Below are 20862 nucleotides of genomic sequence, written 5' to 3'. Positions count from 1 at the left end.
AATGGGAAAATCCCAGGTCACGGTGATGTGGCCTGGGATATTTTTGTGGAGCTATTTGTGGAGCTAAGGGGAATCGAACCCCTGACCTTCGCATTGCGAACGCGACGCTCTACCAACTGAGCTATAGCCCCGTTGCTTTCGAGCAACCTAGCTGAAGCTGCCGTAAAAGCTCTATTTTTAGACGTTACTCCCGGTGGGGTTTGGGCTCCAAACTCGCTGGTAAGGTTCCGGCGGATGGTTAATCCGGAAAGCGAGGATGCGGTATCGACGAGGCATCGAAAAGGTGTTGAAAGTGACTAGGTTTATGACAAAAAACCGCGGGTGAATTCAATTCATGTGTCATAAACCTAGTCACTTTCAAATCTGCTACCCGCTGAGGTATCCGCTGGAGGCATAAAAAACTCCACCCCGTCCTTCGGTGCAATACCGAGTTGTGCCGGGGTGGAGTGAGATGTCTTAGCCGGTGATGGCTAAGACTGCTGCAACTAAGGGCAACTTAGCTGTTCGGACGCTTGCCGTGGTTAGCCTTGTTCTTACGACGGTCCTTGCGCTTACGGCCACGCTTGCTCATAGCTGGGCTCTCTTTCTATCGGGTTAAACAGGTATCAACCGGTATAGATTACACGGTAAGAGGGTAAGTCTTTTAATTAGACTGCGGTGCTGGTGCGAGTGCGGCGAGTGCGACCGCGGTTGCGACGGCGCTTCAGTGCGCGACGCTCATCCTCGCTCATGCCGCCCCAGACACCTGCATCCTGGCCGGTCTCAAGTGCCCAGGCCAGGCACTGAGCAGTAACGGGGCAACGGTTGCAAACGACCTTGGCCTTAGCAATCTGGGCGAGAGCCGGGCCGGAGTTACCGACCGGGAAGAACAGCTCCGGATCCTCTTCACGACAAACGGCCTTGTGACGCCAATCCATGACAAACTCCTAAAACATTACGAGCCCCGGGTGAGGGCAGGGTTAAATTTCCTTGCGGGAAGGCAGCTCCGGAAATGGATTTCGTCAGACACGACAAATCGCCGTATCTCAACGAAGGTTTGGGGTTCATTCCCGGTTGCCCAGGGGTATTAGGCATCTTGGGAGGGGCCACCTGTTCCATCGCCTATACGACGTGAAAGGTAGTGGGGACTCACCAAAGAGTTTGCGCCTAAAAAGGCGAGACTTGCATGGTTACACAACCAGTGAACTGCGTGCCTGTCTCGCTGACGATTTACATGTTTTCACGACTGGGGCGGTTCGTAAAGAGCAAAATGAATAAAAGTGCCAAACCTCACAGAAAAGTGAAGTTTTGGTTAAAACGCCAGGTCAAAACTAGCCCCTTGTGGGGGTGATTTTAGTTTTGGTAATTGCAGTAGTGAGGGTGTATGGCGCATTTTTGTTGGCTTGTCAGTAAACAGTTGCAGTTTAAGCCGGGTTTGCCTCGGTCTTTTGGCTAGTACTGAACAGTCGGCGTGTGCGATCCATGACCTTTTTGGTCACCACAACGAGCAAGCGCTCGTCCACGGGGCGGGTAGCGACTTTCTTGGTGAACTGGTCCTCGGTGTAATCGTCGGCACGCGCCACAAAATTGATAGCGCCTTGCTTAACACGGATGTTGAGGGACTCACACTGATTGATGTACTCGCCGTCCAACTGGAGACGAAGTGGGGCAGTAGCGGTGAGCTCGATGTGCTGGGCGTTGTCGACGCGTCGTTCGCGGGCTTCGACGTGGAAGGGGGAACGCAGTCGGGTGAAGAAACCGGCCAAATTGGCTGCGGCGACAAGTCCCGTCACTCCCCTCAGGGAAGTGAAGCCATAAAAGCCCAGGCCTCTGCGTAGGGACACAGTGGGGTTGGTGACGATGGGGAGGTCGCCGAGGAATGTCCAGGGATTGGAGTTGGACACCACGGCCATTGCGAGATCACGGCCAAACTCCGTGCCGTCGATAGTTGCGGTGATTTGTGGCGGGCTTTTGCGCAACTGATTCCATGCGGTGAAAATTGCCGGCAAATAGCGCACGGCTTTGGCGCGGGTACCGTTTTGTCGGAGCTGTTCCATGGTGGAAATGACTTCCGCATCGATGCCGATACCGGCATTGACCACGAAGCATCGCTCCGCTGCATGTCCAACGCTGATAGTGCTGCGGGTTCGGGAGCGCAGCAGACTTGCGATGTACCACGCGGCATCTACGGGGTCGCGGGGAATACCCAACGCACCTGCCAAAACGTTGGCGCTGCCGGTGGGAATTGTCGCGATGACAGGCAGGTCAGTGGCAGGCAGTGCGGAGAATGGGTTGGAGTTCATGAGCCCATTGACAATCTCGTTAATGGTTCCGTCGCCGCCGAGAGAAATAATGACGTCGTAATCGCGAACCGTTTTACCCGCCACCATTTCCGCAGCATGGCCAGGGTAGGCGGTAAACATGGATGTCAAGCGAATCCCCTCGACCGAGCGAAGCGCCCGCACAACGCCGGGCATACGTCGAGCAGTGTTACTGGTCGAATTTGGATTGGAGATTAGCAACGCACGCACAGGCACCAAGAATAGTGCATGAGCAGACTTGTGATGGGCGCATTAGCCGGTATGCCTCCAGGGTGTATTCATCGGTTCGCACCGGGCTAACATGTAGGGCGTGAGTAACCAGAAAAACAGCAGCAATGCGCCCAAATCGCGTACTACCGACCAGCTTGCGGCAGCCGACGGGCCGATCGCCGCACCTCAGGTTGTTATGGTCGGTGCGTGGATTGGTGTCGCCGAATGTGCCCTCGGTCTGGGCTACGGGGTTTTCCTTCTCATTCGTGATTTGATGGGGTACCGCGACGAGGCCGCGGTCATTTCCGGTTGGGGTACCGCGCTGTGGTTCCTTCTCATTTTCGGCGCTGTTCTCGCTGGTGCGATTATGTTGCTGCGTGGCGCCCGATGGGGGCGCGGGCCGATTATTATGCTCAACCTCTGCTTGCTGGGCGTGGCCTATTACATGTTCCGCTCGAGCGCTTTTCTGCTTGCTCTACCGACGGCGGCAGCTTCAATTGCTGCGCTGGCCTGTATGTTTAGTCCGAAGGCGATTGATTGGGCTGCCCGCTCTTTCTAAGCTTCGATGGCGAACGCGTCGACTGACTCACCGCGCTGAACTAGTAGCGTGTCACCGACAACCGCAAGGCGCACGGGCACTTCCGGCTTGTCCGCATTATTTGCATGAGTGGACTTCGCAGCTGCAGGCAACGGGAGTGTGCCGATAATCTCGAGAGTCTTGGCATTCAATACCGCGACTCCGTCAGCGACTGGCATGAAAACATGCTCACCCCATGGAGCTGGGGTTCCTGTGGCCTCAGGAAACTCGAAATCCGGCGCCAGGGTGCTCGGGCGGAAGCCTAGTAAACCACGCGGCGACCACCACGTCATGTGATGGGGAAGATCCGTTGTAAAAGGCGCAAGCGGGGCATCGCCGTTGGAGTTAGCTTCCGCCGGTGCTGGGCGCAGGGTAGTCTCATCCAGCGCCAATTCAGTCAGCATCGTGCCGTCCATACGAAAAACTCGGATGCGATTGTCTGACAGTACCGCCGCCGTGTCCTGGCCAATCGATACCAGTGACATATCTGCAGTTACCGGACCAAGGTCAATATCGCTCTTGACCTCCGGTTTCCGAGACTCCTCCGGATTTGCCGCCTGCATGACCAGGCGCCCGTGACCATCGCAGTTGTTTACGACGGCCAGCAGCTCCACGCGCGTGAGCGCACTGATAATCGAACACTCCGGATGCGGCTGCATCTTCGGTTCCGGAGACGCTGGAATCTTGCCGTACTCGACTACTCGGACCAGGTCAGAGCGCCACAGCTCCAGGAATCCAGAGTCGTAGACACCCGCGTATGAGTTCGAGCGCACGGCGGCAGGGCTGTCAGCCGCAATCGATTTACGGGTCGCGACATACTGCCCCGAGTCGGGCTTGAGTGCAACGGTCTCACCGCAGCCAGCTGCCCCACGAAAAGTCGCGAAAACTTGGCCATCACTGCCCGAGAGCGCACAAAGCGGAATATCTCGTCGATAGTGCCAGCGCTCCGTGCCGTCGTTAAGCGAGATAGCACGCACGCCCTTGTTCTCAGCAACGATGAGGGAGTTGTCCATCACCAGTGGCGCCGGGGAGATGGTGTGCGTGCTTGTGCTTGCCGACGATTCAGTGGACCACACCGGCCGGAGAGTATGTGGCATTGCCTCCGGATCGTTCGCGGCCGGGGCTTGCGCTGTGCTGCTCGTCGGTGCCGTGGATTCAGTGCGATCGACCTTACGAGCCGGAGAAGCGACCCATGTCCAACCGACGACTAGCACTACGGCGATGATGAGAACTACTGATGCGATTCGATTGCGGCGCAGTCGGGTCTCTGCAGTGGTGGGCTCAGCGTTGGCTTGTGGTGACTGCAGCACGGTTGGAATGTCCTGTCGACGAGTGGTCGTGGCGAGAGGTGAGGCGGGGAGTTGGCACGCGCAGCGGCCTAGCTGCGACGATGAGAATTGGAGTGGCCGGCCCGCTTTGAGCTTCGTCCTTGGCCGCGATTGCGATGATGAGCCTGTGAGCGGTTGTTTCGCGGGCCTCTTCCGCCACGCCCGCGAGGTGGTCTGGAACCCAACACCGGGCGGGCTGGCCCGACCTTCTCATCGATCCCCTCGGGGATGTCTAGAGCTTCAGCGAGCTCGGGGGAGGTGGAAAACCACGTCGGAATCTCGGCCATGTCCAGGTCGAGAGCATCTGAAATAGCCTTCCACTTTGTGGTTTCATCCCAGCCGACGAGCGTAACGGCGACACCGCTGTGTCCCGCGCGGCCGGTGCGGCCGATGCGGTGGACATAGGTCATTTCGTCATCGGGCACCTGGTGGTTGATGACGTGGGTGACATCGTCGATATCGATACCGCGAGCCGCGACATCGGTTGCGACCAGGACGTCGACGTCGCCATTGCGGAACGCCGTCAGCGAGCGCTCACGTGCAGGCTGGCCCATATCGCCGTGGACGGCGGTGACCAGGAAGCCGCGCTCGCCGAGCTGCTCAGCAACCGAGGCGGCGCCGCGCTTCGTGCGAGCAAAAATGATGGTGCGACCACGACCGTTGGCTTGCAGGATGCGGGCAATGACCGAGACCTTATCCATCTGGTGCGATTGGAAAACAATCTGTTTAGTGGTCTCGTGGACTGTGGCCTCTTCCTCGCCTGATTCAGCGCGGATGTGCACCGGGCGATTCATAAAGGTACGTGCGAGAGTCAGAATTGGGCCCGGCATTGTTGCCGAGAAGAGCATGGTCTGACGTTCATCTGGCACCGCAGCCAGAATCTTCTCGATGTCCGGAAGGAAGCCCAAGTCGAGCATCTCGTCGGCCTCGTCGAGAACCAAAATCTTTACGCCTGACAGCTCTAGATTATTGCGCTGGTAAAGATCGATGAGACGGCCGGGAGTACCGACGATGATGTCCACGCCGCGGTCTAGCTGTTCAATCTGTTCCTCATAGGGGCGGCCACCGTAAATAGTGCACACACGCAGATTGGTTGAGTGCGCAGCGCGGGCCAAATCCTCGCCGACCTGCACACATAGCTCACGGGTGGGGACGATGATGATTGCGCGGGCAGTGCCATCCGGTTCTGGAATGCGGGCGTCATCAAAGACGCGGTCAATAAGGGGGACACCAAAACCAAGAGTTTTTCCCATTCCAGTACGGGCTTGGCCGATGATGTCCGTGCCGTCGAGCGCCAAGGGCAGCGTCAGTTCCTGGATGGCAAATGTGCGGGTGATTCCTTCGTCGGCGAGTGCGTCGCAGATTTCCGCGGCGACCCCCAATTCGACGAATGTCGGGGACTGGGACTCTGCCACGGCGACTCCTTTGCTGTTTGTAACCTCACGTGACACGACGGCTTAATCGGTCTCTCTAATCCTAGCCGCTTTGGGAATGGTTATGATGTCACCTATGGACATCACTATTGGATTTGCAGACAATACGCGTGAGCTGAACATTGAAAACGTCGCTGGTGGCGAGGAGGTCAAGGCTGCGATCTCCCAGAAGCTGGCTGCTGGCGAAGGTGTGATTGAGCTCAGCGACGGCGCTGGTCAGGAGTACCTGATTAATGCTGACAAGGTCGCCTACGTCCGTACCGGTAATAACGCAGACCGTAAGGTTGGCTTCTTCGCCTAATGACGCAAGAACCCTTTCTCGTACGCATTGCAAGGAGTTGGGGGTGGCGAGCCTATGCCATCCCTGTACTTGTGGTGCTCACAGTCATCATTCTCTTCGACATCTTCACTGCTGAAGATGATTCTTCAGGTTCCGGCACTGGCACTGTCGCCTCGCAGAGTGGCAATGGTCGCCCTGGTCCGGTGCCCGGTGAGGGATACGGTGATGGTTACGAGGGAGGGCAGTTGCCACCCGGTCCGGCCTTTGCCACGGAACCCTCGGGAAATTTTAAAGATGTTACCGTGGCGCATCCCCGTGTTGGGGAGGGGCGCGACAATGCGGTCAGGTATTCCGTGGAAATTGAAGACAACATTGATGTTCCTTCGATTGGTGGCGAGCGCGCCTTTGCAGAGACGGTGAACTCGATTCTGGCCGATCCACGTGGCTGGACAGCTAATCCAGATTTTTCTTTCGAGGCAGTGCCTCGCGACCAGGATCCGACGATTGTCGTGCAGCTTTCCGCGACTGGAACCGCACATCAGCTGTGCGGCAACACCTTGGGAATGGAGACCTCCTGTTACCTGTCTGGGCAGCGGGAAGGTGAGCCTGGGCGCGTGGTCGTCAGTATCGCCCGGTGGGTTCGAGGTGCCCTGCCTTTTGAGGGGGACCTGGGATTGTATCGCCAATACCTTATTAATCACGAGGTTGGTCACGGACTTGGGTACGCGGTTCACGAGCCCTGTCCGAGGGACGGCGGTATCGCGCCAATCATGATGCAGCAGACCCTGAGCGTGTCGAACGATGAACTGCACAAAATCGACAGCAGCGAGGTCTATCAGGTCGATGGTAAGACGTGTTCTGTCAACGGCTGGCCGTACCCATTTGGGGCGGACGACGATACGGCCGCACCGACTCAGAAAGCAAGGTAGTAGCAGATTATGATCGCCACTCCTCCCGACCGTGTTTTAGAGGCCTTTGGTGCCGAGGGCGAGCCGCATCGTGCCGGGCGAGCTTGGGACAATGGCTGGGTCTACGACGATTCCATTGTCCTTTCGCCGGTACATAATTCGGCGCAGGCGCTGTGGTCTGCAAAGGTTCGCAGTGCGCTAGATGTCGATGGCGTCCGAGTGGCGAAATCCGTGCGTACCAGTGACGGCCGCTTAGTCATTGCTGGGTGGCAGGCTCGTCATTTCATCCCGGGGGGATTCGCGCCACGTGCCGATGAAACCATTGTGGCCGCTGGTCGCGTGGAAGAGTCGCTTGCCAGTATTGAACGGCCACAGTTCCTCCTTGATAAAGAGCCCGATTACTTCGTCATGTGTAATCGCGCAGCTTGGGACTCTGACCCAATCGGCATCCTCGAGCAGCTTCTCGACGCGGATAGCGTCCCCCGCGCCGATTGTGCCGAGGCTCTCACGATCTCCGGTGATCTTCTCCAGCTGCGGGCAGAGATGGTTGTGCCAACGGAGCTTCTGCAGGTCTGTCACGCAGACCTCGTCGGCACGCTGCTTTACGACGGCACGGCCGCCCCGGTTCTCACCGATATCGTGCCAGCGTGGCATGTCCGTGGTTGGACAGCTGCCTTGGCGGCAGTGGATTGTCTGTCCATGATGGGGGCTGATGAGGAGCTACTGCGGCGCTTCGATCACCTGCCGGATTTCGGTCAGTTGCTCGTTCGTGCGATGTGTTATCGACTTTTTGTCCACGCTGTTAGTCCAGAATCGCAGCCGAGTGCGTATCGCGGTCTGTTCCGCGCGGCTTCGCTAGTTCGCGCGTTTGTGTCTAAGTAACGCCGGGCAGTATTTACGGGAGTTTTTTGGGGCGGGGGTATTTTTCTCCTTACTTCGAATGGGTGTTCGAGTATTGGTCCGGAGGTTGTGCCACAATGGTGCACATGAACGTAGATGGAATGCCGAAGGTTCGGTTCGTCCAGGAGGAACCTCCTCGTCGTCGGCAGTGGTTGGGTACTGCGGTAGAGGCGCTTTTCCCTTCCCATAATCGGGCGCTCGTGGTAGAGAACAAGCTTGTAAACCAGTCTGTTGTGCGCGTTTTAGGCGGCCCAGGGACTGGTAAGAGTTCGCTGCTGGCAGATCTCGCGGTGGACTACATGCAGGCGGGCATTCCGGCGGACAGCATTTTGGTGGTGTCACAGTCAAAAGAGGCCGCCGCGGAATTGAGGCGGGATATTGACAGGCGTTTTTCCTCTGAACTGGGGGAAGGCGGTTCGGTCGGGGCAGGTCAAGGTGGCATGGTGCGTGCCGTGCATTCGCTTGCCTATGCAGTAGTACGTGATGCCGCTGTCAGTCGGGGAGAGCCTGAACCATCGTTGACCACTGGTGCACGCCAAGATGCTGTCGTGCGGCAACTTTTGGCCGGTCATGCGGAAGATGGTGGTGCGTATTGGCCAGAGCGGTTGCGCCCGGCTCTTCCGTTAGTCGGTTTTTCCCGTGCGGTTCGTGACTTTCTGCTGCGTGCAGCTGAGCGGGGGATTGATGCCCCGAGGCTTCAGCAGCTCGGCGTGGACTATGGCATTGAGTCGTGGTGTGCGGCTGGCAAGTTTATGGCGGAGTATCAGCAGACTATGCGGTTGGCGTGGGAGCCCAGCCTGAACGCTGCAGAGATTGTCTCTGCGGCATTGATGGAGCTGGATACAGACGCGCAAGCACTGGCTCGGTGGGGAAAGTCGGTGGTGCTGGTCGATGATGCTGAACACCTATCCCCGGAAGCTGCGCGTCTTGTGGATCGGTTTGTGTCGCAGGCGGCCGTAGCCGTCATTACTGGTGATGAAGATCAATCGGTATTCCATTTCCGCGGTGCTAATAATGACTATCTCCGGGGGACTGGTGAGGTCGAGTACAAGGCAATCCACTTGCAGCAGTCTTACCGCTGTAACGCTGATATCGCGGATTTAGTCAACGCAGTTTCTCAGCGCTTGCCTAAGGCTCCTGCATACCGTGGCATTGTCGGTTCAGTTGGAGCACAGGAAGCTCGTGAATCCGAAGTTGGAAACAACAGCGATACCGTCGCAGCGGAAAACTCGTACGCAGCTAAAAGTGCAGTAAGCATAGCTATTCATCCTTCTGAACGTGCACAGCGAGCCACAGTCGCGGACTACTTCCGGCGCCTTCATATTGACGAGGGAGTGGCATGGAAGGATATGGCGGTCATCGTCCGGTCCGGTGCAGGGGAGTCCTCTCTGTTCCGTGCGTTGTCGCGTGCGGGTGTGCCTGTGCAGATTGACCCAACGGACATCGTGCTAAGTCATCAGCGATTGGTGCGAGCGCTGATGGTGGCGTTGCGGGCAACTATGAACCCGCTCGATGACGTGGAGTGGGACGAGTTCCTCTCCGGCCCATTGGTCAACATGGATCCGATTGTCAAAGAGCGTCTGCTGCGCGGAATCCGAAAGGCCGACCTGTTCGGCGGGGCCGCGATGACTCAGCTCATCGGAATCTTGAAGGCAGAGGGACTCACAGCTGAACAGCTGGAGCTTATTGAGTCTCTGTCGCAGCGTGAACGTCAGGCGCTGCAGGTGCCGCTGGATCTGTTGAGCGCAGCTCGTGAAGCGTTGCGCGATGGTGTGGAAGCAACTTTGTGGGCAATTTGGCAGTCCACTGGTTTGGCAGACCATCTGGTGGCGGCATCGTTGCGCGGCGGTACAGCTGGCGCATCGGCTGACCGCGATTTGGATGCTGTGATGGCACTGTTCGACTTTGCTGGTGACCGTGTGGAGCTGAATCCAAAACTGACGGTTGACGGTTTTATCGCTTCTGTGGAAGAGCAGGAGCTGCCCATCGGCGCACGTGACCGTAGCGGGGTAGAGCGCGATGCCGTGCGCATTCTCTCAGCCCATGCGGCTCTGGGCAGGCAGTGGAAAGCAGTAGCGGTTGTCGGAGTCCAGGAAGGCCAGTGGCCCAGCCTCGGTGTGACTGGCTCGGTGATGAAGCAGAACGAGTTCATCGGTCTCGTTGATCACGGAATTGAGCCGCGGGAGTACATCAATTCCATGGCGGATGCGCTGGCGGAGGAACGTCGTTTGCTGCACGTCGCGGTATCACGGGCGAGCGACAGGGTACTGCTGACCGCAGTCGATTCTCCTGACGATGTTGGAGTTCCCAGTCCGTTTATTATCGAGCTCGTTGAAAAGCTCGGTAATTCGGTGACGGAGCTGGTGAAACAGTCGGAAGCATCGTCGTCTGCGAACGGAGTCGGGGCTACGGCTAATGAAGCAAACGCCGGCAATCCGGATGTTGCAGAGGCAGAAGATGTCGCATGGGCCGGTGAAGGCCTGCCACGGGTGCTCTCTGTGGAGTCACTGCTGGCAGAACTGCGTGCAGCCGTTGTGGACGATGCGGAGACTGAGACGCGGCGTCGACAAGCTGCACGTCAACTCGCGCGATTGGCGCAGGTTGAGGTTGCTGGCGCACATCCAGACACCTGGTGGGGGCTCCGTGCACCGTCGACTTCGAAGCCGGTAAATGACAAGAAGCCGATGAGGATCAATCCCTCCAAGGTGGAAGCAACCCTGAGTTGTCCGTTGAAGGCCATGTTGGATAAATCAGCACCGACATCGGCCATGTATCTGGGCTCTCTACTGCATCAGGCGGTAGAAGCAGTCGCCAAGGGAGTGACTGTGCCTGAGGCTCAGTCTGAGATCCGGCGTGTTTTTGGGGACCTGTCCGATGATCCGGAGTGGCGTAAGCGTACTGAGGAAGAGACCTGGTTGACCGGGCTGGAGGATTGGCAGCGGTGGATTGAGACTAAGAAAGATATCGGAACCGAGGTCCCAGTAAATGTCAACATCAACGATGACATCGTGATTGTCGGACGAATCGACCGGTTGATTGAAGACGCTGATGGTGCAGTTCAAATCGTCGATATTAAAACCGGTAAGACAGCGCCCTCCGGTAAAGAAGTAGAAGGACACGCACAGCTAGCTACATATCAACTGGCGCTGTCGAAGGGGAAGCTCGTTGAAAGCGGAGATGGGCTCGCTGTGGACAACGGCGAAGGCATTGAACAATCTGGGGCATACCTGGTATTTCCGCGAAAGTCACACAATAAGACCATTATCACTAGCCGCGAACAGTCAAAGCTCACGGAAGACAAGTTGGCTGACTGGGAGCGTCGCGTAGAGCAGGTAGCACGTGCGACGTCTGGCCCGCGTGCCTTGGCGCTCGCTGGTGATCATTGCAAGTTCTGCACGCTTTCGAAGGCGTGCCCGGCAGCAGAAGGGAATCGGTAGTCATGTCGGAGGAACGAACCATCATTGATCCCGTCACCCTGTCGGAGATGATGGGGCAGGACTTTCCGCCCACCCCGCAACAAGCGGCGGTAATCGGTGCACCGATGGAACCAATGCTTGTTGTCGCCGGTGCCGGTGCTGGTAAAACAGCGACAATGGCTGCCCGTGTTGTGTGGTTGGTCGCCAACGGCTTTATCCGCCCAGAAGAAGTTCTAGGTTTGACCTTCACCAGGAAGGCAGCGCGCGAGCTCGGCGTCCGTATCCGCCAACAGCTGAATGCGCTTGCTTCTTCCGCTGCATTTCGTGCACAAGCTTCACCAGAGGTGCTAGCAAGCCTCGAGGTCATTGCCCCAACCACGCTTACTTACGATGCCTATGCCTCTGAAGTCGTGAGCAATTATGGTCTTTTGCTGCCGACGGAGCCGGGGGTCACCATTATGGATGGCGCGACGCAGTGGCAGTTGGCCTGGGAAACAGCTCGCAATGTGACCGAAATTGATGTCGATATTGCGCCATCAACGCTGGCCAGTCGCATTATTGAGCTGGGGTCGAACATCGACTCAAACTTGTCTACTCCGCAGGCGATTCGCGAGGAAACCGAAGCGTTCATCAGCAATATTGAGCAGACCCCGCAGAAGGGTAAACGCGAGGGGCTAATTGGCGATCTACAGGGCATCGTCGATAAGCAGCGGGAGAGATTAGAGATTTTGCCGCTGGTAGAGCAGGTTCGAGCTCGGTGCAATGAAGAAAATGTAGCCACCTTTGGTATGCAGATGGCTCGTGCGGCCCGGCTAGCCACCGACTTCGCGGAAGTCGGGGAGGAGGAGCGGCGTCGCTTTAAGATCATCATGCTCGACGAGTACCAGGACACGTCGCACACACAGCGGCTGTTCCTGCGTGCGCTGTTCTCCGGTGGTTGTGTCACCGCTGTCGGCGATCCGATGCAGGCAATTTATGGCTGGCGAGGAGCAACGGCCGAAAACCTTGTGCAGTTTGTCAATGATTTTCCGCGGTCGGATGGGCAGCCAGCGGAGAAAAAGCAACTGACCATTTCTTGGCGAAACCCGCAGTCAGTGCTGCAGCTTGCTAACGCAGTCTCCGACCGTGCTTTTGCGGGGCAGGCTCGTACGGTAGAGGCACTGGATGCGGGGCCAAAAGCAGGTCAGGGCGAGGTGCAGCTTGCTTTCACTGCAACCGGTGAGGAAGAAGTTGCATACATCGCAGATTGCATGGAGGCGCAATTACGCGAATGTGAAGCAGCTGGCAACAAGCTCGATGCTGCCATCCTGGTTCGGACAAATGCTGAATCGGCTGTCTATTTAGATGCACTGTCTGAGCGGGGTGTGCCTGCAATCATTGTGGGACTCGCTGGATTGCTGCACTTGCCCGAGGTCATGGATATCACCTCGGTGATGAAGATATTGGTCGACCCCAGTTCAGACCAGGATGCTCTGCGTCTGCTACTCAGCCCACAGTTCAATTTGGGTGCCGCAGACGTGGAGGCACTTCGCACTCGTGTAGATCAGCTGGCAATCACAGGAAAGGACGAGTTGGCCCGCAAGAAGGGCAACGTCGAAGAGACTTCAGACTCCTCACCGCTTTCCCAGCTCGCTCGCCAGTATGACAAGCTCGTGGAAGATGCCGAAGCAGCATCGTCCGCGGTGGGGCTGGGGCACGCCATCGCCGACCCGGATATTCGTTTTTACGACGGCACCCCGCTGGCGCGCGGCAGTGTGGAAAAAAATGGGCGGTTGGTCTGCAGCGAGTCACTGAACTACACAGATGAAGCAATGGTGCGCATCGCACAGTTGGGTGCAAGCCTACGAAAACTACGCCGGTTCTCGCTGAATAAGCCTCTGCCGGAACTGGTCGAGGACATCGCTACTGAGTTTGGAATTCGCGTAGAAGCAGCGGCCGGACAGTACGGTTCCGCTACCGCGATAACCAGGCCGACGACTGCACATCTGGATCGGTTTGTCGATATCGCTGCGACGTATTCTCAAAATATCTCGGACGATGTGACAGGGTTTTTGAACTATCTGGAATTCGCTGTCGAACACGATGATGGCTTGGAACGGGCACCTATGAACATGCCGGAAAACTGTGTCCAAATCATGACTATGCACAAGTCAAAGGGCTTGGAGTGGGAAACCGTTGCTGTTCCGGGCATCACCACTAGCAAGTTCGACAGAGTTGATTTGTCATCGTGGCTCACCAATTCAGTTCAGCTTCCTCCTGGCGCAATTACTCAAGTGGATCCGCTAACGGCTAGTGCGGAAACAACAGAGGATGCAACGCAGCTTGCAGCAGGCGATTGGGCTCCTGTCGCTGATTCTGTCGATAGCAACGCCCCCGAACTGGACATATCAGGCACCGATAACCAGACCGACCTCAACAAGGTGATCAAAGCCTACAAGGAAGAGCTGCGAGAAGTGGAGAGGGAAGAAAAACAGCGCCTCTTCTACGTTGCCATGACTCGCTCCGCGAAAAAGCTCATTGTCACTGCAAGCAGGCGGCCTAATCCGAGCTTGAAGAAACCCACCGACGTGTCGGCGGACTTCGCAGCCATCGCCACTCAATTCAGTGACTATGTGGTGTCGTGGACAGATGGGGAGGACCCTGAGGTAGAGGACACTGAAGTCGATTTGGACTGCGACACTGCGGTTGATGGGGTGGTCTGGCCCGTCGATACCCTGGGCAACCGCCGAGATAGTGTGCAGCGAGCAGCCGAAAGCGTCATGCGCTACATGGGCGAAGACCAGGATGAGCGCCCCATTGCAGGTGACCTGTCTGAGGTATGGGAAACGGAAACGACCATTCTCGTGGATGAAATCCTTCGAGCTAAGGCCGCGGAGATTCATCTACCAATGCCGACAAGCATGTCCACTAGCGAATACCAAGCGATGATTGCGGATCCGGTCGCGTTTGCTCGTCGGAAAGCACGCCCGGTGCCGTTTAAGCCAAACCGATTCGCGCGCCGAGGTACGGCATTCCACGCTTGGTTGGAGAATCGCTTCGGTGCACACAGTCTGCTGGACGATGAGGATCTCTTCGGGGATCAACTGGATGACTTCCTCGGCACAGAACAAGTCGCGTCCGAACGCGAACTGGAGAAATTGAAGGCGAATTTCGAGGCATCTGAGTGGGCTGACCGCACGCCAACGCATGTAGAGGTGCCGTTTGAAATTGCCATCGGGCAGAGGCGGGTCGTCGGCCGAATCGACGCGGTGTTTAACGACAACGGGAAGTGGAGCGTCATTGACTGGAAGACAGGCCAGATGCCGCGCGGAAAGGAAAGGGAAGTAGCGGCGCTACAGCTGGCGATTTACCGCCTGGCGTGGTCGGATAGGCTGCGCGAGATGGGAATGGAAACTGCCCTCGAAGACATTGAAGCCGGGTTCTTCTACGTTTCGGCAGGACGGACGCTAATACCAGATGAAGCGCTACTGCCAAGCAGGATAGAGTTAGACAGGAAAATGCGCGAGCTGATTGGATAATCATCTACGTATGTAACTGCCGCGTGGCCGTGGCCAGTTATCCAGGTGAAAGCAGCAGTTTGTATGCGCTATTTTTCACCGGGAGGAGTTTTCATGAAAGGCAGGCGAGGAGCGGTTGCGTAATCCAATTCGGAAATCTTCGGGATACGAAACCGGGCTCAATGATCTTCCCGGGCATGCACTGCTGGGAGTCATTGGTCTGCCTGAGTCCGCGCCGAAGAATCCTTGGCGGCTAATCATACGTCGTTTGAACTACGCCGTGTTTTTGCTGCTGATTGCATCCGTCGTGGTCTACTACGACCACGACGGATACACGGAGCCTCTCACCTTCATCGATGCGGTGTATTACTCGGCTGTCAGCCTGTCGACGACGGGCTACGGTGACATCACGCCGGTCACACAGAGGGCTCGATTACTCAATATTTTGATCATTACGCCACTGCGTGTGGCCTTCCTTGCTCTCTTGGTCGGTACTACTCTGACCGTTTTGACCCAAGAGTCTCGGAAAACCCTGCAAATTCAGCGCTGGAGGAGACAGTTGCGCAACCACACCGTCGTTATCGGATACGGCACCAAGGGTCGTTCTGCCATTGCAGCTCTTCTCGCGGACGGCGTAGATCCGGCAGAAATCGTTGTTATTGATACGGACAAGGAAGCACTCGACCACGCTTCGAATCAAGGCTTGGCGACGGTGCATGGGTCGGCTACTAAATCTGATGTGCTGAAGTTAGCTGGTATTCAGCGTGCCCGCTCTATAGTCGTTGCACCGAACAAAGATGACACAGCGGTGCTGGTCACGTTGTCTGTCCGCGAGTTGGCACCGGGTGCCTCAATTGTGGCTTCAGTGCGTGAATCAGAAAACCGCCACTTGTTGACGCAGTCAGGTGCAGACCAAGTGGTCATTTCTTCTGAAACCGCCGGCCGAATGCTGGGGCTGGCCACGGTGACTCCTTCGGTGGTGGAGATGATGGAAGACCTCCTGAGCCCGGATGAAGGATTCTCTGTTGCAGAGAGGCTCGTCACCGAAGAGGAAATCGGTGCCAGCCCACGGCACCTCGCGGATATTGCACTCGGTGTGGTGCGCTCGGGTGAGCTGTACCGAATTGATTCACCGGAGTGTGAATCGGTGGAGCCAGGCGACCGGCTGCTGTACGTCCGCCGTGTCTACAGCAATGACGAATAGCACTCGACAAGTTTAAAAATGGGGTCTAACAACTTTTGACTTACTCAGAGGCGGATGTGAACGAGCCGGAATATCTAGCTGGGCTGGATCCAGATCAGCGTGAGGCAGCCACGGCTCCGATGGGGCCGGTGTGCATTCTTGCCGGAGCCGGTACAGGTAAGACCCGAACAATTACTCATCGCATCAAGTACCTCATTGACCAGGGGTTTGTGCAGCCGCAAAAGGTATTAGCGGTGACATTTACCTCGCGTGCCGCAGGGGAGATGCGCGACCGCCTGGCAAAGATGGGAACGCCTGGAGTCCAGGCGCGCACTTTCCACTCGGCATCACTTCGCCAGCTGCGCTACTTCTGGCCCCAAGTCGCCGGTGATATGCCCTGGCAGCTGTTGGATGACAAGAAATTCCGTGTTGTCGCCCAAGCAGTACGTCGAGTGGGCCTGGACACCTCTAAGGAAACAATCCGAGATGTCATGGGCGAGATTGAGTGGGCGAAGGCCACTCTGGCCGGTGCGGATCAGTACCAAGCCGCGCTGCGGGAGCATGGGCGCACGGCGCCTCTGTCTGCGGAGAAAATTGTCGATTGCTATCGCGCTTACGAGGACATAAAAACCACCCCGGACGGGCTATTGCTCGACTTCGACGACCTACTCATTCACACCGCCGGTGCGATGGAGAATTCCCGTGCAGTGGCGGAGGAATTCCGCAACCAGTATCGGTGCTTCGTCGTCGATGAGTACCAGGATGTCACCCCGTTACAGCAGCGAGTTCTCAACGCCTGGCTGGGAGACCGTGACAACCTGACAGTTGTCGGGGACGCCAACCAGACGATTTACTCTTTCACAGGCGCGACTCCGCAATACCTGATGAACTTCTCTCGGGACTACCCGGAAGCCACAGTGGTCCGCCTGCAGCGGGACTACCGATCGACCCCACAGGTCGTCGGTCTGGCTAACAATGTCATCGGCCGTGCGCAGGGACGTATCGCCGGCTCGCGGCTGAAGCTGATTGGGCAGCGTGAAGACGGCCCGGAGCCGACTTTCAATCAGTACGACGATGAGCCAATGGAAGCTCGCGCGACCGCGCGCAGCATCAAGCGACTTATCGACGCGGGTACGCCGGCATCGGAGATTGCCGTTTTGTACCGGATTAACGCACAGTCCGCAGTTTTTGAGCAGGCTTTGTCCGAGGTAGGAGTCGCCTACCAGGTTCGTGGCGGGGACGGTTTCTACCAGCGTCCCGAGATCCGCGATGCCATCGCAGCACTTGTGCGAGTTTCCCGTTCCTCACGGACTGTTCCGACATTGCAGGGCACGAATCTGTTGGATTTGGTCAAGCAGGTTTTCGCGGGTCTTGGCATGACTGACCAAGAGCCGGAAGGCACTGGTGCCAGGGAACGTTGGCAGTCACTGCGCGCCCTATTCGACCTGTGTAAGGACATCGTTCATGCCAACACCGAGGTCAATATCCAGGCGCTCCTCGGCCAATTGCACACTCGGCAGCAGGCCAAACATCCACCGACGCTGGATGGCGTGACGCTGGCTAGCCTGCATGCAGCCAAGGGGCTGGAGTGGGATGCGGTGTTCCTCGTTGGGCTTACCGACGGTTCGCTGCCTATCCAACATGCGCTGAATAAATTCGACCGTTCTCCTGCGCAGGGGGCGGAAGCCATCGAAGAAGAGCGCCGTCTGTTCTATGTCGGCATTACCCGAGCCCGCGAACATCTGGAGCTATCTTGGTCATTGTCGCGGACAGAAGGCGGCCGCAGGTCACGTCGCCGCACACGATTCCTCGATGAACTCGACATTGATGTCTCTGACTACTCGGCTGAGGCACAGCGAAGCTCAAGGAGCTCTAGTTCCCGCAGTAAGCGTCAGCAGTCCAAACAGTGCAAGGGCTGTACTAAGCCATTGCACACCGATGCCGAGCGGATTTCAGGGCGTTGTGAAGAGTGCCCAGTCAGTGCGGATCCTGCACTACTGGAAGCATTGCGTGCATGGCGCTTGGAAATGTCGAGGGAAATGACGGTCCCCGCATTCGTAATCTTCTCCGATGCGACCCTTCTGGCCATCGGTGAGCAGCAGCCGACTACGCCGGAGGAACTTCTGCAGATTCCCGGAATTGGAGAAGCGAAGCTCAATCATTTCGGCGAAGGCATCTTGGGAATCGTCAATTCTTTCGTGAATTCCTAGTCAGATTCTGCTCAAGGCACTTCGAATTACATGAACTGCATCTGCGAGTTTCCATGACCACACACTGGGCACTGCGGGTGGGGAGCAACAGTAGTGCGAGTGATATCGAGGCTTTCCAGATCTATGCGCACCTCCGTTGCACATAGATCTGAGAGATCCGGCCGCCGCAGCTGCCCAACCAACAGTGGCACCGCTGTGTTCAGCCATTCCGGTGCGGCCACGGGCGTAAAAGTGCGAAGCTGTAGCGCAATCAGTGCCCGGACGGGGTCGCGGTCTCGTCGATAAGCTTCGAAACACATCGAGCAGGGTCCTTGACCTGGTTGAACAAGTGGCCCAAGAATCAGTGCCCCATCGCGGAAATGCGTGTGCAGATGCTCAATTCCACGATGAAACAGAGCGCGAACCAAGGGCATGCTCGGTACTTCCATGCCCGTGACCACCGCGAGCCCGATCTCTTCCGGTGTGGATTGAGATATTTTCAGCGTCGCATTGCGGGTGGGCGACATTGCCGTCGTCCAACTACCACAACCCGTGCGACGAAGCTCCTTTAAAAGTCCGGTGCGCAAGCTGTCCCGACCAATCAGCGTAATCCTCCGCCGTGTCGGTGGTTTTTGGACCAGTGCGGCTCGGTGAAGGTCGGAGATAAGTGCGGTAATGAACTGCGGTGACAGTTTGTCGTGACTGTCAGTAAAGGCCTCGCTTAAGGTGCTACCTCTATGAGCTGCAAGAAGCGCCGAGAAGACAGGCCCCGGCGGGGTGCCGTCGGAAAGCGGCAGAATCATGCTGCGCTCCGGTTCCACGCCGAACTGAATCCGCGCGCCTGGGCGCATGACAATCGGTACCTCCGGCCGCAGCGCGTAGTCCGTGGCAGGCGCGGCAAGTGTTTGTGCCGCGGGTGCGTCCGAACCTATTACGCCAGCCGTACCATCCCGCCCCCGAGACGTATCCCTGTATTCCCCCATAAAAATATCTTTTACCCCGGGGCCAGCTTTTACGCAATCGCAGCGCAGAGCATATACGCTTAAAAAGCATGAGCACCAAGCGACCTGAGTACGGCCCGGATGTTGAGGTTCGGCGCTCGAAGCGCCGCCGCCGTACTGTGTCCGCCCGCGCGGAGGGAAACCGGATCATTGTCATGGTTCCGGACGATCTCAGCGCCGCTGCGGAAAAACAGCAGGTCAATGAAATTGTTGCGCGAGTGCGGAAGAAAGTTGGCAGCAACCTGGATAATTCCGAGCTGGAGCGCCGCGCACGGCTGCTCTCTCGTACGGTGCTGGAAGATCGCCCGCGGTTCGAGTCAATCAAATGGGTCAAGAACATGTCGCGCAGGTGGGCATCCGTCACCGGCGGTGTCGATAGTCCTGGGCGCATTCGCATTTCGCACAGGCTTGCCGACGTCCCGGGGTACGTCCTCGACGATGTCATTGTGCACGAACTGGTGCACACTTTCGTCGACGGTGGTCATACCGAAGAGTTCTGGTATTGGGCGGCAAAAGCCCCGTACCACGAACGGGCACGGGGCTATTTAGAGGCGTATCAACGCTGGGGAACCCAGAGCTAACTCGCTACTTATCGTCGTCGGCGTCACTGTCGTTGCCCTCAGCCGCGCGCTTTTCGGCCTCTTTGCGCAGCTGCTCTTCAAGCTCTGCGATCGGGTCGAAGTCATCGTTTTCCGAGCCGCCAAGGACCGAATCAATAAAGGCCGCGGGTTCATCCAAATCCTCTGCCACGGGCAGGAAGTCCGGGTGATCCCAGACCTTGTCGCGTCGCTCGATGCCCACAGCGGTGGTCAGACGGTGCCACAAGTTGGTTGCCTCACGCACCTTGGGGGATCCGAGGTCAATGCCGGTGGCTTTCTCCAGCGCCTGTTCAGCACCTTCGGTGGCGCGGCGACGACGCCAGGCTTCATCCAGCTGTGCGGCACCCGATAGACGCTCACCGAGGGCATCGGTGACAACCATGTCCACCCATCCCTCGACCAGTGCTAGCAGCGTCTGGAAACGAGTACGAGCATTCTCGTTACGAGAACGAATCTTCGGGCTCAGATCCATATTCTGCAGCTCGCTCATAGCCTCCTGCATACGCTGCGGATCCTGCATGTTCTCAATATCCAGACCGCGGGCGGCCTCTTCAATCGCCGAGTAATCGATGACGATGCCGGCAGCGTATTCCTCGACAGAGGAAATCATGCGTTCAGCCAGCCATGGCACGCGGTCGAAGAGACGTTGGTGGGCAGCTTCGCGGGCAGTGGCGTAGATAAACAGATCGCGCGCTGGAACCTCGAGTTCCTCCGCGAGAGCGACGAGATGCGTTGGCAGCAGTACCGCCGCACCAGTGGTGTGTAGCGGCAGCCCGAGGTCAGAACCAGTCAGGCTCGTCTGTGCCAACTCCGCCAGCGCATTTCCTAGCTGAGTACCGAAACTCATCGAGTTCATCTGGCGCATGATGCCCAGCATCGGCCCCATCATCTCGCGAGCTTCCTCTGGAACACCCTCGAGGGAGGCATCACTCATGCGGCTGGCGACGGGATCGACAAGGCGAGTCCATGTCGACTTGGTGTTCTCCAACCACTGCAGGCTATTCCACGCTTCTACGCGGTTGACACCAGCCGGCAGGGAGG

15 protein-coding genes and 1 tRNA gene are annotated in these 20862 nt (G+C 57.5%); 9 read left to right on the top strand and 7 right to left on the bottom strand.

The genetic code is table 11. From position 1 onward, the window contains the following. Positions 1 to 58: 58 nt before the first annotated feature. The 3 genes from HMPREF3130_RS08915 to HMPREF3130_RS08905 all read right to left on the bottom strand — a co-directional run bounded on the left by HMPREF3130_RS08915 (position 59) and on the right by HMPREF3130_RS08905 (position 2510). Positions 59 to 131 (bottom strand) — tRNA-Ala (locus HMPREF3130_RS08915). 516 nt (positions 132 to 647) lie between these two features. After that, positions 648 to 917 carry a WhiB family transcriptional regulator gene (locus HMPREF3130_RS08910; RefSeq protein ID WP_005511107.1) on the bottom strand — a complete coding sequence of 90 codons (270 nt, stop codon included), beginning with the start codon at positions 915 to 917 and terminating at the stop codon, positions 648 to 650. A gap of 486 nt (positions 918 to 1403) precedes the next feature. Beyond that, the gene (locus tag HMPREF3130_RS08905) at positions 1404 to 2510 is read right to left on the bottom strand and encodes a diacylglycerol/lipid kinase family protein (RefSeq protein ID WP_240593296.1); all 1107 of its coding nucleotides are present in this window, start codon (positions 2508 to 2510) and stop codon (positions 1404 to 1406) included. 100 nt (positions 2511 to 2610) lie between these two features. On the opposite strand from HMPREF3130_RS08905, the gene HMPREF3130_RS08900 reads away from it, so the two are divergent. Further along, the gene (locus HMPREF3130_RS08900; protein ID WP_246815140.1) at positions 2611 to 3069 is read left to right on the top strand and encodes a hypothetical protein; all 459 of its coding nucleotides are present in this window, start codon (positions 2611 to 2613) and stop codon (positions 3067 to 3069) included. Here HMPREF3130_RS08900 and HMPREF3130_RS08895 read toward each other — a convergent pair. Beyond that, positions 3066 to 4397 (bottom strand): Rv3212 family protein, encoded by a 1332-nt coding sequence (locus HMPREF3130_RS08895; protein WP_070429785.1) that lies wholly within the window; start codon positions 4395 to 4397, stop codon positions 3066 to 3068. The two genes, HMPREF3130_RS08900 and HMPREF3130_RS08895, sit on opposite strands and share 4 nt — an antisense overlap. A 68-nt stretch (positions 4398 to 4465) precedes the next feature. Next, the gene (locus HMPREF3130_RS08890; RefSeq protein WP_049191109.1) at positions 4466 to 5830 is read right to left on the bottom strand and encodes a DEAD/DEAH box helicase; all 1365 of its coding nucleotides are present in this window, start codon (positions 5828 to 5830) and stop codon (positions 4466 to 4468) included. A gap of 94 nt (positions 5831 to 5924) precedes the next feature. Between HMPREF3130_RS08890 and HMPREF3130_RS08885 the strand changes: the two genes are divergently transcribed. From HMPREF3130_RS08885 to HMPREF3130_RS08855, 7 genes are all read left to right on the top strand, one after another. Next, positions 5925 to 6149, top strand: a complete 225-nt coding sequence (locus HMPREF3130_RS08885) for a DUF3107 domain-containing protein (RefSeq protein ID WP_042388469.1) — start codon at positions 5925 to 5927, stop codon at positions 6147 to 6149. Next, positions 6149 to 7057 carry a DUF3152 domain-containing protein gene (locus HMPREF3130_RS08880; RefSeq protein ID WP_049172838.1) on the top strand — a complete coding sequence of 303 codons (909 nt, stop codon included), beginning with the start codon at positions 6149 to 6151 and terminating at the stop codon, positions 7055 to 7057. The genes HMPREF3130_RS08885 and HMPREF3130_RS08880 overlap by 1 nt, the downstream gene beginning before the upstream one ends. 9 nt (positions 7058 to 7066) lie before the next feature. Next, positions 7067 to 7918 (top strand): TIGR02569 family protein, encoded by an 852-nt coding sequence (locus HMPREF3130_RS08875; RefSeq protein ID WP_048733339.1) that lies wholly within the window; start codon positions 7067 to 7069, stop codon positions 7916 to 7918. A gap of 104 nt (positions 7919 to 8022) precedes the next feature. Continuing rightward, positions 8023 to 11373 carry an ATP-dependent helicase gene (locus tag HMPREF3130_RS08870; protein WP_246815139.1) on the top strand — a complete coding sequence of 1117 codons (3351 nt, stop codon included), beginning with the start codon at positions 8023 to 8025 and terminating at the stop codon, positions 11371 to 11373. A 2-nt stretch (positions 11374 to 11375) separates the two neighbouring features. After that, the gene (locus HMPREF3130_RS08865; RefSeq protein WP_070429783.1) at positions 11376 to 14870 is read left to right on the top strand and encodes an ATP-dependent helicase; all 3495 of its coding nucleotides are present in this window, start codon (positions 11376 to 11378) and stop codon (positions 14868 to 14870) included. A 115-nt stretch (positions 14871 to 14985) separates the two neighbouring features. Next, complete coding sequence (locus tag HMPREF3130_RS08860) at positions 14986 to 16053, top strand: potassium channel family protein (protein ID WP_049182182.1); 1068 nt, start codon at positions 14986 to 14988, stop codon at positions 16051 to 16053. 119 nt (positions 16054 to 16172) lie between these two features. Next, the gene (locus HMPREF3130_RS08855; RefSeq protein ID WP_070429882.1) at positions 16173 to 18242 is read left to right on the top strand and encodes an ATP-dependent DNA helicase UvrD2; all 2070 of its coding nucleotides are present in this window, start codon (positions 16173 to 16175) and stop codon (positions 18240 to 18242) included. Between the two features lie 26 nt (positions 18243 to 18268). On the opposite strand, the gene HMPREF3130_RS08850 is transcribed toward HMPREF3130_RS08855, so the two are convergent. After that, positions 18269 to 19204, bottom strand: a complete 936-nt coding sequence (locus tag HMPREF3130_RS08850; protein ID WP_049191098.1) for a TOMM precursor leader peptide-binding protein — start codon at positions 19202 to 19204, stop codon at positions 18269 to 18271. Between the two features lie 68 nt (positions 19205 to 19272). Here HMPREF3130_RS08850 and HMPREF3130_RS08845 point away from each other — a divergent pair, with 68 nt between their 5' ends. Next, positions 19273 to 19803 (top strand): YgjP-like metallopeptidase domain-containing protein, encoded by a 531-nt coding sequence (locus HMPREF3130_RS08845; protein WP_016422236.1) that lies wholly within the window; start codon positions 19273 to 19275, stop codon positions 19801 to 19803. Between the two features lie 4 nt (positions 19804 to 19807). Here HMPREF3130_RS08845 and HMPREF3130_RS08840 read toward each other — a convergent pair. After that, the coding region (locus HMPREF3130_RS08840; protein ID WP_246815138.1) for a zinc-dependent metalloprotease at positions 19808 to 20862 on the bottom strand (1055 nt) is incomplete at its 5' end.

Origin of the sequence: Corynebacterium sp. HMSC14B06 (assembly GCF_001807075.1) — a bacterium.
GTDB lineage: Bacteria > Actinomycetota > Actinomycetes > Mycobacteriales > Mycobacteriaceae > Corynebacterium > Corynebacterium jeikeium_D.
This window is presented reverse-complemented; position numbering and strand designations above follow the sequence as displayed.

Coding starts and splice junctions, on each gene's coding strand:
- HMPREF3130_RS08865 (WP_070429783.1), top strand. CDS start 11,376: ATGTCGGAGGAACGAACCATCATTGATCCCGTCACCCTGTCGGAGATG.
- HMPREF3130_RS08885 (WP_042388469.1), top strand. CDS start 5,925: ATGGACATCACTATTGGATTTGCAGACAATACGCGTGAGCTGAACATT.
- HMPREF3130_RS08910 (WP_005511107.1), bottom strand. CDS start 917: ATGGATTGGCGTCACAAGGCCGTTTGTCGTGAAGAGGATCCGGAGCTG.
- HMPREF3130_RS08855 (WP_070429882.1), top strand. CDS start 16,173: ATGGGGCCGGTGTGCATTCTTGCCGGAGCCGGTACAGGTAAGACCCGA.
- HMPREF3130_RS08845 (WP_016422236.1), top strand. CDS start 19,273: ATGAGCACCAAGCGACCTGAGTACGGCCCGGATGTTGAGGTTCGGCGC.
- HMPREF3130_RS08880 (WP_049172838.1), top strand. CDS start 6,149: ATGACGCAAGAACCCTTTCTCGTACGCATTGCAAGGAGTTGGGGGTGG.
- HMPREF3130_RS08870 (WP_246815139.1), top strand. CDS start 8,023: ATGAACGTAGATGGAATGCCGAAGGTTCGGTTCGTCCAGGAGGAACCT.
- HMPREF3130_RS08875 (WP_048733339.1), top strand. CDS start 7,067: ATGATCGCCACTCCTCCCGACCGTGTTTTAGAGGCCTTTGGTGCCGAG.
- HMPREF3130_RS08850 (WP_049191098.1), bottom strand. CDS start 19,204: ATGGGGGAATACAGGGATACGTCTCGGGGGCGGGATGGTACGGCTGGC.